Source organism: Dyadobacter sp. CY351 (genome assembly GCF_021502625.1).
Classification (GTDB): domain Bacteria; phylum Bacteroidota; class Bacteroidia; order Cytophagales; family Spirosomataceae; genus Dyadobacter; species Dyadobacter chenhuakuii.
This window is the reverse complement of the sequence record NZ_JAKFFU010000016.1, coordinates 38,923-56,006: the sequence shown is the minus strand read 5'-3', so window position 1 is coordinate 56,006 and position 17,084 is coordinate 38,923. Positions and strand designations below refer to the sequence as shown.

Annotated in this window: 14 protein-coding genes; 8 read left to right on the top strand and 6 right to left on the bottom strand. The window is 45.9% G+C overall.

Annotated features, from left to right (window positions below; genetic code table 11):
* Positions 1-58 precede the first annotated feature (58 nt).
* The 3 genes from L0660_RS24905 (at position 59) to L0660_RS24895 (ending at position 2,928) form a co-directional block, all read left to right on the top strand.
* The gene (locus L0660_RS24905; RefSeq protein ID WP_255712418.1) at positions 59-1,036 is read left to right on the top strand and encodes a glycosyltransferase family 2 protein; all 978 of its coding nucleotides are present in this window, start codon (positions 59-61) and stop codon (positions 1,034-1,036) included.
* 14 nt (positions 1,037-1,050) lie between these two features.
* Positions 1,051-1,809 carry a DUF5672 family protein gene (locus L0660_RS24900; protein ID WP_235161853.1) on the top strand — a complete coding sequence of 253 codons (759 nt, stop codon included), beginning with the start codon at positions 1,051-1,053 and terminating at the stop codon, positions 1,807-1,809.
* Positions 1,810-1,896: 87 nt separating this feature from the next.
* The gene (locus tag L0660_RS24895) at positions 1,897-2,928 is read left to right on the top strand and encodes an OmpA family protein (RefSeq protein ID WP_235161852.1); all 1,032 of its coding nucleotides are present in this window, start codon (positions 1,897-1,899) and stop codon (positions 2,926-2,928) included.
* Positions 2,929-2,933: 5 nt separating this feature from the next.
* On the opposite strand, the gene tpiA is transcribed toward L0660_RS24895, so the two are convergent.
* Positions 2,934-3,695, bottom strand: coding sequence for a triose-phosphate isomerase (gene tpiA, locus L0660_RS24890; protein WP_233794685.1), 762 nt, complete (start codon positions 3,693-3,695; stop codon positions 2,934-2,936).
* 299 nt (positions 3,696-3,994) lie between these two features.
* Between tpiA and L0660_RS24885 the strand changes: the two genes are divergently transcribed.
* The 5 genes from L0660_RS24885 to L0660_RS24865 all read left to right on the top strand — a co-directional run bounded on the left by L0660_RS24885 (position 3,995) and on the right by L0660_RS24865 (position 10,906).
* Positions 3,995-5,263 (top strand): aspartyl protease family protein, encoded by a 1,269-nt coding sequence (locus L0660_RS24885; RefSeq protein WP_235161851.1) that lies wholly within the window; start codon positions 3,995-3,997, stop codon positions 5,261-5,263.
* Positions 5,264-5,303: 40 nt separating this feature from the next.
* Positions 5,304-5,960 carry a tRNA (5-methylaminomethyl-2-thiouridine)(34)-methyltransferase MnmD gene (mnmD, locus tag L0660_RS24880; protein ID WP_235161850.1) on the top strand — a complete coding sequence of 219 codons (657 nt, stop codon included), beginning with the start codon at positions 5,304-5,306 and terminating at the stop codon, positions 5,958-5,960.
* Between the two features lie 14 nt (positions 5,961-5,974).
* Positions 5,975-6,559 carry a D-sedoheptulose 7-phosphate isomerase gene (gene lpcA, locus L0660_RS24875; protein ID WP_235161849.1) on the top strand — a complete coding sequence of 195 codons (585 nt, stop codon included), beginning with the start codon at positions 5,975-5,977 and terminating at the stop codon, positions 6,557-6,559.
* Positions 6,560-6,596: 37 nt separating this feature from the next.
* Positions 6,597-7,034 carry an NUDIX domain-containing protein gene (locus L0660_RS24870; protein ID WP_235161848.1) on the top strand — a complete coding sequence of 146 codons (438 nt, stop codon included), beginning with the start codon at positions 6,597-6,599 and terminating at the stop codon, positions 7,032-7,034.
* A gap of 89 nt (positions 7,035-7,123) precedes the next feature.
* Positions 7,124-10,906 (top strand): SNF2-related protein, encoded by a 3,783-nt coding sequence (locus L0660_RS24865; protein WP_235161847.1) that lies wholly within the window; start codon positions 7,124-7,126, stop codon positions 10,904-10,906.
* A 15-nt stretch (positions 10,907-10,921) separates the two neighbouring features.
* On the opposite strand, the gene L0660_RS24860 is transcribed toward L0660_RS24865, so the two are convergent.
* The 5 genes from L0660_RS24860 to nadC all read right to left on the bottom strand — a co-directional run bounded on the left by L0660_RS24860 (position 10,922) and on the right by nadC (position 17,032).
* The gene (locus L0660_RS24860) at positions 10,922-11,239 is read right to left on the bottom strand and encodes a hypothetical protein (RefSeq protein ID WP_235161846.1); all 318 of its coding nucleotides are present in this window, start codon (positions 11,237-11,239) and stop codon (positions 10,922-10,924) included.
* Positions 11,240-11,392: 153 nt separating this feature from the next.
* Complete coding sequence (locus L0660_RS24855; protein ID WP_235161845.1) at positions 11,393-11,776, bottom strand: RidA family protein; 384 nt, start codon at positions 11,774-11,776, stop codon at positions 11,393-11,395.
* Positions 11,777-11,809: 33 nt separating this feature from the next.
* Entirely contained in the window at positions 11,810-13,960 is a 2,151-nt protein-coding gene (gene recQ, locus L0660_RS24850; RefSeq protein ID WP_235161844.1) for a DNA helicase RecQ, read from the bottom strand.
* A 59-nt stretch (positions 13,961-14,019) separates the two neighbouring features.
* Complete coding sequence (locus L0660_RS24845; protein WP_235161843.1) at positions 14,020-16,146, bottom strand: helix-hairpin-helix domain-containing protein; 2,127 nt, start codon at positions 16,144-16,146, stop codon at positions 14,020-14,022.
* A 22-nt stretch (positions 16,147-16,168) separates the two neighbouring features.
* Complete coding sequence (gene nadC / locus L0660_RS24840; RefSeq protein ID WP_235161842.1) at positions 16,169-17,032, bottom strand: carboxylating nicotinate-nucleotide diphosphorylase; 864 nt, start codon at positions 17,030-17,032, stop codon at positions 16,169-16,171.
* Positions 17,033-17,084 lie beyond the last annotated feature (52 nt).

Below are 17,084 nucleotides of genomic sequence, written 5' to 3'. Positions count from 1 at the left end.
GATAGTGTAAATTGACTGCTAACTTGCAGCGTTTTTTAAATTCTTTTGCAGATTTTTTATGATTTCAGTGGCTTTGTGTACTTACAACGGGGCAAAATACTTGTCCGAGCAGTTGAAGAGCATTGCTGATCAGACACTGCCGGTTGATGAGTTGGTTGTTTGTGATGACCGGTCGAAAGATAATACCATTGAAATTATCAAGTCATTTGCCGAAGGAAGCGCTTTTCCGGTTTACATTCATATCAACGAAACGAACCTCGGCTCGACCAAAAATTTCGAGAAATGCCTTTCCCTATGCACTGGTGATATCATTTTCCTTTGCGATCAGGACGACAAATGGCGTCCAGACCGCGTTCAGAAACAGGCGGATTATCTGAATGCAAATCCCGATAAAGATGCCGTTTTCTGCGACGCCATGAAAATGGACGACGATTCAAAGCCAGTCGGCAGCACAATCTGGGAGGAAATTGAATTTGATTCAAAAAAGCAGAATAGGTGGAAAAATGGCAAAGCGCATGAGATCCTTTTCACAGGTTTTATCGTGACGGGGGCAACATTAGCGATCAGACAATCGTGTCTGGCGCGGTTGATGCCATTTCCAACCAATGTTCCTGACCTCATTCACGACGCCTGGATGGCGATGGTGCTCAGCCTCGAATGTAAAATTGATTTTATTCCTGAAACACTCATTTACTACCGCATTCACGCCAGCCAGCAGGTTGGGTTTGGAAATAAAGTGGACAAAGTTCAGCTCAAAGACCGGCTGAAACGCGACCGCACCAAGAAATTGATCCCATTAAAGGAAAAAGGGGAAAAGCTGCTCGGAATGTACAGGCTTTTGCAGTCCCTCCCTTTTGTGCCGCAAGAAAAACTGGTCAAGCTGGACCTTGCGCAGAAGCACTTTTTTAAACGCGCCGCATTGCCTGATAACCGGCTTTTACGCCTGCCCACGGTTGCCAGCCACATCATTCAGGGCCATTATCATTTCAGCAGCAAAGATTGGTGGTTGCCTGCCATGGGCGACTTACTCGAATAAATGATCCGGTTATAGTGAAATCAAGCAAATCAAAATCTTCCGTTGCAGTTGTTATCCCGGTTTATAAATCGGTGATGAATGAGAATGAAAAACTGTCATTGAAGCAATGCATGAAGGTTTTGGGAAATTATCCTGTCAAAATCGTCAAACCGGCAAGCCTGGATTTGAATGCTGTTACAGAGGCTTACCCAAACATTGAGCTCGTTAGCTTCAACGACGCATTCTTCAAAGACATTGCAGCCTACAACCGGCTCATGATCTCTATTGATTTTTACAAAACATTTCTTGCCTACGAATACATACTGATCTATCAGCTAGACGCTTACGTTTTCCAGGATTTACTGTTGGCGTGGTGTGCAAAAGGTTTTGATTATGTAGGAGCGCCCTCGCTGCATATGCCTGCGCTTGACGCACTGGGAGCAGGGGCTTACCAGCAATTTGCCGATGCGCTTTCCACGCACCGCGTTGTGTTCAATGGTGGATTATCATTAAGGCGCATTCCGGCTATTATTCGCTATCTGAAAATTTATAATGCAGTTTATCCGGCTTGGGTCGGGAATGAGGATATGCTTTTTTCGCAGGAAGCAACGCGATTGATTCCTATGAAATTGTTTCTTAAACTCCCTTCCTGGCACGAGGCGCTGGGTTTTGCTTTTGAAAAAAGCCCAGCTGCGACATATGAGATCATGCAGCACAAACTGCCTTTCGGATGCCATGCCTGGGAGCGCTATGATCCGCAATTCTGGTCTGCTTTTATCTCTGACAATCAATAAGTTACATTGTTTAACAAATTTTAACAAACTATCAGGAATGTTAGGACGTTCTTGCAGTTAGTTTTAAAAAGTTAAAAATGTAATGTCATGAATTTCAAAGTGCTTTTGGCAGGAGCAGTTGCCATTGTATTTTCATTCAGTCCGGGTTTTGGACAAATCACGAATAACCCCAAGGTTGAGGAGCAGTCTGTGCCATATGTAAAGATCAGGCGTGTAGAACTTACCGATCAGCAGACCATTATCCACTTTCAGTTTGTTGAAAAAAAGGCAGTGCAGGTCCAGCCGCGTAACCTTCCGTTCCCTATTCCCAGGAAACAGCAGCAGCAATTTCAGCAGCCTAATGCCGGCGCCATCTGGCTCGATCCGGAAACCCGCCTTTACAAGCCAGGAGAAATAGATATAAAGTTCAAGTTTATCAAAGCGGACAACATCCCTACTTCGGGATCAAAAGAGATTATGCCCGGCGACACCGTTAATTTCGTGGCTTATTTTGAGCGTCTGGATCCTGGAATTGAGGTTTTTGACTTTTATGAAGGGCGTAGCACGGGTGGAAGCCAGTCGTGGAATTTTTATGGTATCCACATTAAAAACCCGCTGAAAAAGGAAGCGAAAGCCCCGCAGGCAGCCGCAAAAGTAGAAAGGCCAGTTAAAAAGCCCGTTCAGCCCGCACCAAAGCCCAAGGTGGAAGTGAAACAGGAGCCAGCCGAAGAGCCGGTTGCGGTAGAACAGCCAAAAAGTGGTTTGGAAAAAATGAAAGCCGGTAAAATGGCAATAGGCGAGACGATCAGCTTGCCGAATGTATATTTTGAAACATCAAAAGTGGACCTGCTGCCCGAATCATACGAAGAGCTCAACACGCTCGTGGATTTGCTGAAAGAAAGCGAGAGTATGAAGATCCGGGTTGAGGGCCACACGGATAATGTGGGTGACTTTGACAAAAACCTGGACCTGTCCCGAAAAAGAGCAGAATCGGTGCGGAGCTATTTAATTGAAAAAGGCATCGCTGCCGACCGGATCGAGGCGAAAGGCTACGGAGGCACCCGCCCATTGGCAAAAGGCACCTCCGAAGTCGAACGCAGCAAAAACAGACGGGTAGAATTTGTGGTTACCCAAATGTAATATGCTTATCTCGCCTTGATAATGTTTGTAAACTCCCTGGATTTCAAGGATGCGCCACCTACCAGGCCACCATCGATGTCCGGGGAGCTGAATAATTCGGGAGCGCTTGCTGCCGTAACACTTCCACCGTACAGGATAGAAATTTCTTCCGCAACAGCCTCGCCATATTTAGATGCAATGTGCTGACGCAAAGCCGCGTGCATTTCCTGCGCCTGCTCCGCCGAAGCCGTTAAGCCAGTTCCGATCGCCCAGATCGGCTCGTAAGCGATCACAACTGAAAGCAATTGTTCTTCCGAAAGATGGAAAAGACTTTCTGTGATCTGGTTTTTTACAAATCCGATATAATCTTCATTCTGACGCTGATCCAGCGATTCGCCGCAGCAGAAAATCGGTGAAACGCCATTTTCCAAAGCAGTATTTACTTTGCTGGCCAGAAGCGCATTATCTTCATTAAAATACTGACGGCGCTCGCTATGTCCGATCAGCACATATTCCACACCGATCGATTGCAGCATTTGTGCCGAAATCTCTCCCGTATATGCACCCGAGACCTTGTCTGAACAGTTTTGTGCAGCCAGGGCAAAATTCGGGGCGCTTTCCAGATATTTTTTGATAGTAGTAAGATAAATGGAAGGAGGGCAAAGGATCACTTTTACATCACCTTGAACCTCATCGTTCGCCATATTAACGAGTTCGGAAGTCAGCGCAACTGCTTCATCCAGAACTTTGTTCATCTTCCAGTTACCTGCAACAATTTTTTTTCGCATGAGAAAATTTTTATTGTGAAAAACGCCTTTTAACGCAACAAAATTACCATAATTTCCTCATTTACATTATTATCCATAAATGTTCTGAAAAATGTCAGAAACTTTGCACATATAAAGATTTTTTTGTGTTTAATTGAGATAAAATGCATTAATTTTACTTAGATAACCGATCGTGCCGTTTTCGGCACTTACTGTTCACCGAGGATAATAAAGACAGAGTTAAGCCATTTATAATCAACGTGTTCTATAATGTTTCTACCGGAGTTCAGAACTTAGCATTTTAAAGAAAGGAGGCCACGATGAAAACGTCTAAGTGGTTATTTGTAGCGATCATACTTTTTACGAGCAGCATAGCATTTGCTAAATCAGAAGATGTGCCCCCCGTTTCCGAGGAGAAGTATGGCTACTTTTTGGATAAAAATCACAAATCCACCCGCATCCCTTTTGAGCTGCATTCAAACCTGATCCTTTTGTATGCAAAGATTAACGACACCGACTCCCTCCGCTTTATTCTGGACACGGGAGTAAGTTCCATCATTATTACAGACCCCCACATTCTCAAACCCGACAAGCTGCGCCTGACCAGGAAAGTAAACCTGACCGGCGCCGGTGAAGGCAGCAGTATTTCTGCGCATGTGGCAATCGATAACCGGTTTTCTATGGGCCGCCTCAAAGCCAATCACCAGAACATTGTCGTTTTGGAAGATGATTTTTTAAGGCTTTCAGAATATGTCGGTGTGCCGGTTCACGGTATTTTTGGCTACGAAATCTTCAACAACTTTGTGGTTACCATCGATTTTTCGAAGAAAGAACTGATATTAATGCGCCCCGATAAATATCGTTATAAGACAAGAAAAGGCGACAAGCACCCGCTGATCATTGAAGATACCAAGCCATTTACAGATGCGGTAACCCTTTTTGCCGACGGCCGCGAGCACCCGATCCGGGTTCTGATCGATACGGGTGCCGGACACGCATTGTTGCTCAATAACACGCCGAAAGAATCATTCAGACTTCCTGAAAAGGTCATCCGGGCACAGTTGGGACGTGGTTTGAATGGGGTGATTAACGGCAATCTCGGCAGGATAGACCGGCTGCGGCTGGGCCGTTTTACGATGGACAATATTGTGGCGTCGTTTCCGGACAGCATTGCATTTGGTTCCAAATTGCGCGCCGGGCAGTCGCGGCAGGGTAATATTGGCTGTGAGCTGCTGCGCCGTTTCAAGGTAACAATGAATTATTCGCAAAGCTATATGGTGCTCAAACCGGTCAGAAGCCGTTTGCGGGAGAAATTTGAGCATGATATGAGCGGAATGGAGATCCGTGCGGAAGGCATCAACCTGCGTTCATACATTGTCAACCACATTGCCGACGATTCACCGGCTCGTAAAGCGGGGCTTCTGGAAGGAGATCAGCTTTTGTTTATAGATGATCATGCCGCTACGGATTTGAATGTCAGTGAGATTTATAAGCTTTTACAGCGTGGCGACGGGCGGAACATTGATTTGCTGGTAAAACGGAAGGGAGATATTTTCTTTACCCAAATTACCCTCAAAAGAATGATTTAGTTTACTTTTAAGCCAAATTCAATTAAATACGCGGCTTAACTTGGAACGCCTCATCGTAACCGAAGACGGTTCACATTCGCTGTATAGTCCACAGTACAATCAGCAATATCATTCATTACAAGGTGCGCTGGTCGAAGCAGAGCACATTTATGTTAATCTCGGTTTGCGTCCGATCCTTGAACAAGCGGAATCTCCGGTTTATGTTTTTGAAATGGGTTTTGGAACAGGGTTAAATGCTTTCCTGACCTGGAAACTGGCCGACTTGCTTAAAAAGAATATTTATTACGTCGCAGTAGAAGCCTTTCCCGTTACGCGGGACGAGGCTTTTTCTTTGAACTATGCCGCGTTAACCGGCTACTCCGGCTTTATGGACCTGCACGACTGCGCGTGGTCAGCAGAATGTGCGGTTTCTGAAAACTTTATACTGAGGAAAGAACATTCGCGGCTCGAAAATTTTAAGTCAACCGAGAAATTTGATGTTATTTACTACGATGCATTCGATCCCAGAGCGCAACCTGAATTGTGGACAGCAGAAATATTTTCACAAGTAGCAGCCCAAACCCGGCAAGGCGGCGTATTGGTAACATATTCTTCCAAAGGAATTGTGAAACGTGCGTTAAGGGCAGCGGGTTTTGAAGTGCAGCGACACAGAGGACCGGGACGGAAAACCCACGTTTTGAAAGCGATAAAAATTTAAAATCTTACATATAAATGGATTACGCCAGCATTATTAGCCAGGAATTAAAAGAAGCACAAGCGGTTTTAGACCAGTTTTTGAATGACCCCGTCCAAATCGAAAAAATAGAAAAAGCAGCGAGGTTAATGGCCGATGCGATTTTGGCAAACGGAAAGATTATCTCCTGCGGAAACGGCGGCTCACATTGTGACGCCATGCATTTTGCGGAAGAACTGACAGGCCGTTACCGTGATAACCGCCGTTCCTTGCCCGCCATAGCCATTTCCGATGTAAGCCATTTGAGTTGCGTAAGCAATGATTATGGCTACGAATACGTGTTTTCAAGGTTTATTGAAGGTCTCGGACAACCTGGCGATGTGCTATTCGGACTCAGCACCAGCGGAAATTCTGCGAACATTATCAAAGCCACCGAAGCAGCGCGTGCGAAGGGCATGAAGGTGATCATTATGTCAGGAAAAGATGGCGGGAAACTGGCCGGAGCCGCCGACATTGAAATCCGCGTCCCACACTTTGGCTATGCGGATCGCATTCAGGAAATCCACATCAAGGTGATCCATATTTTTATGCTTTTGATTGAAAAAATGGTTTTGCAGCAATAATAGGGCTATATTATCCTGCACACCAACTCCCAGACCCATGAATGTCCGTCCTTCTGCCATTATTTTACAAGATGAGCGCGTGCTCACTTTACGCTATTGCTATGGCGATCAGGAGGTTTATGCATTGCCCGGCGGCAATCCTGATCCCGGCGAAAGTCTGCAAGCCGCACTTGACCGCGAATTGAATGAGGAATTGGGCGTGATGTCGGATATCAATGAGATGGTGATCTGCGGGGAAGTGATCTGGAAAGAGATCGAAAAAGAAACCCTGCACATGATTTTTCATACCAAAATCACAGGAGATCCCAAGTTGAACCCGGTCCATACAACTGCCGAGGAAATGGTTTGGCTTCCTATTCATGAGCTGGATAAGAAATTAATGTATCCCAATGTCGGAAAGCAGATTCAGGACTTTGTTACGATGTTAACCAAATCGGGCCATATCGGCGTTATCGATCAGCCTTATATCAAATAGCGGAAATTCAGATTTTCCATATATTTTCTCTTCATTTCTATAAAAGAGAAACATACCGTACTTTTGCATTTTAAATGGCAGCAGGGTAAATGGAAAACGAAAAGAAGGAGAAATTATCCAACTTCTTATTAAGACGGACGGAGAAGGATGTATTGTCAAGAGGGCGTTCCATTTATAGCAGCGGGGGATTAAAAGTTTCCAAGCTCGACTACAATGGTCCGGGTAATGCCGAATTTAAGGTCAAGAGCGACTATTCTATTCAATTTTACCAAATATATATCCGGGATTTTCTTACGCCGCAGATCACCACCGAGTGTTCTTGCCCGGATAAAAATGGCCTTTGCAAGCACCGCGTGGCCAGCATTCTATACATTCTCGATAAGATGCCGACCATCAAGCAGGTTGTTCATGAAATGAGCAGCACGGTGATCGAGCTGGCAGAGATCAAGGAACTTCAACTAAGAAATCTGGTTCTGGAAGATACCTGGAAAAACAGGGAATCGATTCAGAATGTCATCATTGTTTCGGCCAAAGAAGGTGAAGCTCAATGCATTGTGCGCGAAAATGAACAGGACTTTACGGTTGATTTTCAGCGGATCAAGAGCACTAAGCAGATCCATACTTCCTGCACTTGCAATCAGCAGCTGTGGGTCCCCTTGTGTCAGCACAAGCTGGCTGCGTTGCTCAAACTGCGGGAGGAGCTCGGCGATCGCGCATTCGAAGTCATGCGTGATCTTACAGTTGAAAAAAACAATCTCCTGGCGGAATACGGCTATTCGCTGGAAGACGACATTAAGGGGAAGTTTGAATTCAAACTCGATGAAGACGGCGGTTTATATCTGATCAAAGCCGATCCGGCCTTGCAGAAAGTGGGCCCTTACCAGGATTGGCAAACATTAAGGGACCGCATTTTGCCCGCGCAGAACGTTTCTTTCAGTGTGTCGTCGGATAGTCAGCAGGAGGACGAGGACCGGATCTCTATTTTTGTTTTTTGGCCAAAAGGAAAAAATCATTTGCTGGACATTGGTTTCGGTGTTTTTTCGGTCAAATACAGCTCCAAATCGGAGAAGATTACCAACATTAAGAACATTGCGGGCGGATCGAGCCATTACTATTCCGCGGACGAAATCCCTGTTCTGACGGATGCGGATGCGCGCCTCGTGCGCATTGCGAAGCATTGGGAAGAAGGTTTGCAAAAATTCATCCGCAAGCAGGGCTGGTCTTACAATGCATATCTGCATTTTGATGACGTGAGTTCAGAGCAGCGTTATGAAGCCAGGAACTACGTTGGGAAGAACCTGAACAGGATTTTCAACGACCTGGATGCCGAGCGCATTTATCTTGCGGACGGCGATTATGTAACAAGCAACAACCAGCTTACGCAACTGGAACTGCATCGCGAGCCTGTGAAGCTTTTCTTTGTTCTTACTGAGGATAAGGAGTTTATCACATTAAATCCATACGTTGAACTGAAAGCTGGAAGCCCTCTGGAACTACAAAAAGTGGTATCCCTGGATAGTTTTTGGCTGGGCATTCATAATGAAAAGACACTTTTCCGCTGGGCTGGCATCAGCGAGGCCGAAATGGTCGCTTACCTGGGTCAGACGGGATATAAAATCAGGGTTAGGAAGGAGTTTTCGGAAGAATTTCTGCGGGACTGGATCATTCCGGTTGGTGAGCAGTTCGATGTTATTTTCCAGACGCGGCACGAAGTGCTTTCCCGTCCTTTAACTTTCAGTAAGCCAAGAATTTATCTGAAAGAAGATGATGCTAACCTGTTGATCGTCCCCAATTTTGTTTATCAGGACGAAAACGAGGAAGGCTCCGAGCTTGTCTTCATGCACGACCAGCGTCGGAGCAAAACCGGCTTCGAAGACAATAAAATTACCATGCTGGAACGTGACCTGCCTGCCGAAAATGCAGTCTGGGAATGGTTGAAATCCTTGAATCCGGCTTTTGCGAACCAGACCGGGCAGCCGTTTTTCTATGTTCCCCTGGATCAGGTAATGAAAGGCGGATGGCTTTTCAGCTTTGTAGAGGCCGTCGGCAAAAAGAAATATGAGCTTTTGGGTTTCAAAGACCTGAAAAAAATGCGCTTCAACCCGAACCGCGGAACCGTGAAAGTGAATGCTTCATCGGGGATCGACTGGTTTGATATGACGGTGGAAATCACTTTCGGCGACCAGCGGGTTTCCCTGGCGGATGCGAAAAAAGCATTGTTGAAAAAGCAAAATTACGTTCAGTTACAGGACGGTTCGCTGGGTGTCCTACCCGATGAATGGATCAGCAAGCTGGAACCATTGCTGCAATTCGGTAGGGTGAATGGAGATAAAATCCATTTGTCGAAAATCCACTTCTCACTTATCGACGAACTCGTTTCGGAAACGGATAATGAAGAGGTGTTCCGGGAGCTTCATGAGAAGAAACAAAAACTCCTGAATTTCAAGCAAATCCCTAATGTAGCATTGCCGGGAAATGTGAATGCGACATTGCGGCAATATCAGGAAGAGGGTTACAAGTGGATCCATTTCCTGGATGAATTTGGCTGGGGTGGCTGCCTCGCGGATGATATGGGTTTAGGAAAAACCTTGCAGATGCTTACGTTCCTCCAACAGCAAAAAAACCTGAATCCGCAAAATACGAACCTTGTCGTAGTTCCTACAACGCTGATTTTCAACTGGCAGGCCGAGGCTGCAAAATTTACCCCCGACCTAAGCTTGTATGTGCACCGGGGAATGGCGCGCCGGAAAGACATTGATTTTTTCCGTGAATACGACATTATCCTGACCACATACGGCACCATGCGCAGCGATGTGGAGCTGCTTCGGAAATTCGATTTCAATTACATTGTGCTGGATGAAGCGCAGGCTATCAAAAACCCTGATTCGCTCACCTCAAAAGCTTCCCGACTGCTGCACGCCAAGAATCGCCTGACGATGACGGGAACGCCGGTGGAGAACAATACATTTGACCTTTATTCCCAATTTGAATTCCTGAATCCGGGCATGCTGGGCCACGCGGACTTTTTCCGTAGCGAATATGCGACGCCTATCGACAAATATCAGGATAAAGAGAAAGCTGCTGAACTGCGCAAGCTTGTGTATCCATTCATGCTGAAACGCACGAAGGAGGAAGTTGCGACGGATTTACCGGACAAGACGGAAACCATTCTGTTTTGTGAAATGGGTCAGAAGCAGCGAAAAGTGTACGACACATTCCGCGAGAAATACCGGCTGGAAATTGCCGAGAAACTGGCAACAGAAGGGTTAAACAAAAGCAGTTTCCTGATTCTGGAAGCCTTGTTAAAACTGAGGCAAATTTGCGATTCGCCTTCGATCTTGTCGGGTGATGAGGATTTCGGCAATGAATCGGCTAAGCTTGAAGAAATTGTAAGAGAGATCGAGGAGAATGCTTCGAATCATAAGATTTTGATTTTCAGCCAGTTCCTTGGAATGCTGGATCTGATCCGGCAGCATTTGGAAAAAGTGAACATTCCTTACGAGTATCTGGATGGGCAAACCGTTGATCGCGCAGGCCGTGTGAACCGTTTCCAGAATGACCAGACTTGCCGGGTGTTCCTGATGAGCTTGAAAGCGGGTGGTGTGGGCCTTAACCTCACGGAAGCGGATTATGTTTATCTCGTTGATCCATGGTGGAACCCAGCGGTAGAAAGGCAAGCCATTGACCGGACGCACCGGATAGGGCAGACGCGCAAAGTGTTTGCCTATAAAATGATTTGCAAGGATACGATTGAAGAGAAAATTCTTTTGCTTCAGCAGCGGAAGCAAGATCTGGCGGAAGACCTGGTTGGCGGAGAATCAGGTTTTATCAAAAAACTAAGTCAGGAAGACATTATGGGCCTTTTTAGTTAAGCGCCCATAGTGTCTTTAATTATTAAGCAATTTCGTTCCCGACGAAATGTTAAGCAGGCTGTTGTTCATCAATTTTACCGAACTCACCGACTGCGAAGAACTATCTAAGGAAGTAAAATCAAATAAATCAGATTTTGACAAAATAGTCACTTCCTGCGCTTGGCGTGAGTTGGATAATTCCTGGTTTGCCAATTCACCACTTCTATCTATTGAGGGAATATTGTACATTTTTTCCACATTCCCACCCGTCATTGCTTTGTAACGTGCCTCTTTTTGTAGTACACAAAGTCCTAGTAAAAAGGTGGCTATGAGCAACGTATGTTTATTTTTCATATTTAAGATGTCTATTTTTTAAGGGTCCTTTTCAGACAACTACAACACAAAGAGCAATTTTCGCTCCAGATGGTTGTAACCGTTAAAAAATTATTTTAGTACAAAAAAGTGCCTTATCATTATGTAAAGGGCTTTTTTAACTATTTCAATATATTACGACACAATGGCCGTGAACTCGATTTCAATTAAATATTCCGGCGCAACGAGTTTGCTGATCTCGTAAATCCCCGTAGCAGGCTTGATATCCCTGAAAAAAGCGCCATGCGCTCTTGCTATATCGTCGAACAGGCTGATGTCCGTGGTAAAAATGCGTGTTCTCACAACATCATTTAAACTGGCTCCGGCTTCCTGCAGAACCTTTTCGATTCTTTCAATAATGTTATTCGTCTGAGCAAAAGCATCGTCTGCCTTTACCTTTTCTCCGTCAACGATGGCAACAGTGCCTGCAACTTCTATAATGTTACCGATGCGCACCGCGCGGCAGTATCCCATTTTGTCTTCCCAGGGAGAACCAGATAGTATATTTTGTCTTGACATGGCGTTGATAGTATAATGATGTAAATATAAAACTTAATTCCGTGATTCCTCGAAAAGTGCAAGTGCGAGCCGGATCTGTCCGTAGTCGAATTGCTCGTTAAGCAGCTCGAAAAGGGGTTTGAGTGGATCGTTTTTTCCAACCTGGATTTCCTGTGCGGCTTGAATTATCGTATTATATGCCTGATTATCAATAAGTCCTCGTAAATCAATGTTGTGACCATCTTCTTTCAGCTTAATTAAATGTGAAATAATGGTGACTGTACTGAGATCACGTTTTTCTGCAATTATTTTTAAAGAGTAACCTTCCTGATACAAATCCAGTGTTTCTACATAGGTCATTCCCTTTACCACACGTGTTCCGGGCTTCGTATTTTCCCTTGCAAAGGCCAGAATTTCGTTAATGAATGTTTCACCATAGCGACGGAATTTCTCTGCACCAATCCCTGAAACGGCTTTCATCTGCGCCTCCGAAATTGGCTTTTTCTGCGCCATCTCTGAAAGCGTTGCATCGCTGAAAACGACATAAGGAGGAACGCCCAGCGCGTCGGCCATTTGTTTTCTTAATATGCGCAGGCGTTCGAACAATGCATCGCGAATGATTTCCTGCTTCGGTTTTTCTTTCGGAACCAGCGCTTCTTCCCTGGCTTTGCGTTCGGAAATCGGAATGAATTTCACGAGCTCTACTTTGCGTTCGCCTTTCAAAACCTGCTTGCTCACCGGATTTAGTTTGAATGAATGTGCTTCGTCGTACGCAATATCCATCACGCCGGAGTTCAGCAGCTGGCCAATGTATTCCGCCCATTCTTCCCCGCGAAGCTCGTTACCGACGCCAAAGGTGGGAAGCCGGTCGTAGCCGTGTTGCAGAATGTTGCGGTTACGGCTGCCCCGCAAAATATCGATCAGCATCCCCATCGCTATTTTCTGGTCGGTGCGGGCAATGCCGGAAAGGGCTTTCTGGGCAATAACGGTGGCATCGAACCGCGTTCTTGGGTTTCTGCACACATCGCAGTTTCCGCAGTCGTAATCCACGGCTTCATTGAAATAGCTGAGTAAGATGCGCCTCCGGCAAATGTCCGCTTCCGCATATTGCTTCATCCGGTTCAGTTTGGCGTGCAAAAGCTCTTTCTGCTCGGCAGATTGATCCGAATTGTTGATCATATCTTGCCTGGTAATGATATCCAGGAAGCTGTAAAAAAGCACGGTGTCCGAAGGAGAACCATCACGCCCTGCCCGACCGATTTCCTGGTAAAAGCTTTCTACATTTGAAGGCAAGTTGTAGTGAATAACCCAGCGCACATTGGATTTGTCAATACCCATTCCGAAGGCAATGGTGGCTACAATCACCTGAATGTCATCTTTCAGAAATTGCTCTTGTACGCGAGAGCGTTTATCCGGCGCCAGACCTGCGTGATAATATTCGGCTTTGAAACCGGCATTTTTCAGGCTCGCCGCCACCGTTTCGGTTCCTTTACGGCTCAGACAGTAAATGATGCCGGCCTGTCCCTCGTGTTTTTTCAGAAACTCCTGGATTTGCTGCATGCGTTTTCTACCCGGAAGCACGCTCAGGTTGAGGTTGGGCCGGTCGAAACTAGCGATGAATGTTTCGGCAGATTCAATGTTCAGCTGTTTCAGAATGTCCCGGCGTGTCACGCGGTCGGCGGTTGCTGTTAATGCAATAACCGGAATGTCTGGAAAGCGCATCTTTAACGTGTTCAGCTGGCGATATTCCGGGCGGAAATCGTGGCCCCAGGACGAAATACAGTGCGATTCGTCCACAGCAAACAACTTTACATTCCACTCTCGTAAAAAATCAAATGTATTTCCCGAAAAAAGGCGTTCGGGTGCAATGTATAGCAATTTTAATTCGCCTGTTTTTGCTTGCCACATCACGCTATCCTGCTCAGCGCCAGAAAGGGATGAATTCAAAAACGCCGCATTCACCCCGTTTCCCCGCAATGCTTCCACCTGATCCTTCATCAACGCGATCAAGGGTGAGATAACAACGGTCAGGCCGTCTTTAAGTATGGCGGGAATCTGGAAACAGACTGACTTTCCGCCGCCGGTCGGCATGAGGACGAGGCAATCTTTGCCTGCCATGACGGTGTCGATGATTTCGGCTTGCTGCGGTCGGAAGGAGTCGTAACCAAAATATTTTTTAAGTGCTTCTAGTTTGTTGTCTTGCATTGGATCTTGAAAAAGAGGTCAAATTTTGGGATTAATTACGGGCAATCAAAAACATTTAATCAAAACTGATACATTACCTGGGCCTTTAACTCGCTGCGTTTGTCACCCTGAATTTCATTCAGGCCGGAGCTGATTTTGTCCAGATTTGCATAGCGCGTTTGTGACCACCTGAGCCACAGCTTCATATTTTTGGAAACGGCATAACGCGCCATGAGATAATGCCGGGTGCCGGCGTCGTAATATGCGGGAATGGAGAAGGCGTAAAGCATATCTTTTTCATACACATATTGTCTGCTGTCATAATCATCCGTTTTGAAATAGGCCAGGCGGGCACTCAGTTCCAGCCTGGGAAATTGCCAGCTTACGTCTTGTAAAAGTGTGAAACCATTTGATTTTGAAATCTTTATATAGGCCAGGTTGCCGCTTTGCAAGCGTGTTTTAAGAGAAAATCGGAGCGGCTTTTCATATTCAACATTGATCGTCGCCGTTTTGCGGATTGTGGAAACGAGCCCATCTTCGTTCCCGCTATCTGACGGCGCATTGCGCTGTTTTTTCTTCTGGTGATATAAAGCGTAAGCATTAAATCGCTTGTTAGGCTTCCAGAGAATGTGGAAATAATAATCATAACCTTTCGAAGGCGCATCGACCAGATATTTCAGCCAGGGAAATTTGAAATAATCATAATAGGCACTCAGCTTCCAACGCCGGTCCGGTGCGTAACGAAAACCCGCATAACCGCCCGTTTCATTAATCGGTCTCGTGGCTTCTGCAATGGCATTTCCGTAGAATGTGTGAAAATCGCGGTCGTAATGACGGCCTAACATGCTGATATCAAACTTTTTACCCAATGCTGCTATTAAGCCTGCAATGGCTCCATAACCTCCGCTTTTCGAGCGTGCCGCTTCTCCGAAAAAATGAATGTTTTGCCATCGGTAATCTCCATGCAGGCCAACAACAAGATTGTGTTTTCCGGAAAATTCATAGCGGTTGTAAGCCGCATTCCGCTTCTGTAATTTAATGTCATAACCCGTATTCAGCCATGTGAAGCCAAGCTGGCCAACTTTGGAAGGCGGCTTAAAGAGCAAATGCATCCCGATATTTTGTTCCAAAAGATTATTATGCTTGTCCCGCTCGCCCGCTGTCCGATGGTAACCGGTTACAGGTAAGGAGCTGGCTATGTGCTCACGATCGTCTTTCGCGTCATTGACAGTTGCGTCTCTTTTGGTATAAGAATAAAATGTTGTCAGCTCAAAATGCTTTGACAATGAAAACGTCGCTGCGGCTCCCCGGAAAAAGTTGGATTCCAATGCAGAAGTGTAAGGTTTTAAGCCTAATGTGCTTCTGTATGTGGAGCTGATGACCTCTGCACCTTTGCCCAGCGAAAATCCCGCGGCCATTACGAGTCCTTGCCCAGCCTGCATTTGATAATCCCCAATGATCAGGTTTTTGATCTTTCCCTGGTTCATAATCTGTACATGAAATGAGGAAAAATCCGAGCCGAGAATTTGCCGTTTTGCATTCCAGTTCCACCAAACTTCGCCCGCATCTTTCTCCATAGCGAAGCCGTAACTGTAAACTCCCGCGCGGGAATTCCGGTATTGCAAATATCCGTAAACTGGTTTTCCGTTATATCTTGAAGCCGTAGATCCGGAATCAGCAGGCAGGAAGCCTTTTTGTTTTTCCAGTAATTTTCCGGAGCGGACGATCAGGAAATGTTGCGAAGGGTTTTTCAGGGACTCAGCCAGGGACAATGTGCGCGAATGGGCCGTCACAAAAGGCAGTAACCGATAAATGGCGGCCAGATCAAAATCAGGAATGGCTTGTAGTTCGTAAAGGGAAATGAGCGGACCGAGCAGTTCGCGGTATTTGAAAAAGGAATTTAACTGTTTTTCTGAAAGGAGCATTAAAGCCGCCAATTCGTCACGGGTTGCCTTATTAATGTCTATCGGATCAGCATATAATGCGAAAAGCGATTCGTAGAGTTCGCTGTAATCGGCCTCTTCGGAAGGATCGGCGATCAGGTTTTGGATGAAGGCATCAATGTCAATCTCCCCGCGCGGCGGCTCCTGGGCAAAAAGGTTTTTGGGACTCAATAAAAAAATAAGCGCAAGAACAATGCACGGCAGAACCGCCCGATCCCGGATTTTTGACCTAAAAGCGTATGTTAATGTATTTTGTTTAATCATACGCTTTTGGTTTAGTGAAAGGTTAAAAGGCTTTTAAACTCAAATCCAGACTCCTTGCCTGGTGTGTTAATGCGCCGCTGGAAATGCCATCAATGCCGGTTTCCGCCACCGCGCGCAATGTTTTTTCCGTAATATTTCCCGATGCTTCCGTTTCGTACCGCCCACCAATGCGTTTTACGGCCTCGCGCAGGTCATCGAGTGAAAAATTATCCAGCATAATAATGTCGACCATCCCCACACGCAGCACTTCGTCAACTTCTTTGAGATTTCTGGTTTCTATTTCAATTTTCAGGTTTTTACCCAATTTCTGCCTGTAAGCACTCGCGCGCAAAATGGCCGGTTCAATGCCGCCTGCATAATCCACATGGTTGTCTTTCAACATAATCATGTCGTACAAGCCCATCCTGTGATTTACCGCACCGCCGATTTTTACAGCTAATTTTTCAAAAACACGAAAATTAGGTGTCGTTTTTCTGGTGTCGAGCAGCTTTACGGGCAAGTCTTTGATCAGATCCGACATCTGGCGGGCATAGGTTGCAATGCCGCTCATGCGCTGCATTGTGTTGAGAACCAGCCGTTCAGCTTTCAGGATCAATCGTGCATTCCCTTCAACGGTAAATACCACATCCTTGCTTTTGACGTAAGTTCCGTCAAGAAGTAACACATTTATTTTTAGGGGGGGGTAATTATAGGCTGCGGCCGTCTCGTCAAAAATGATCTGGGCCACCTCAACGCCCGCCAGAATTCCATCCTGTTTCACAAGTAATTGTGCGCGCTTGGTCGCATTTTCTGGCACGCAGGAGAGGGAAGAATGATCGCCGTCGCCAATATCTTCCAGCAAAGCAAGCCGAATCAGATCGCGAAGTTCATGGGGATTGGTTTCCATATTACTTATGGTTTTTGATAAAGGTTATCGGTGTGAAATAAAGGAAGTCGTT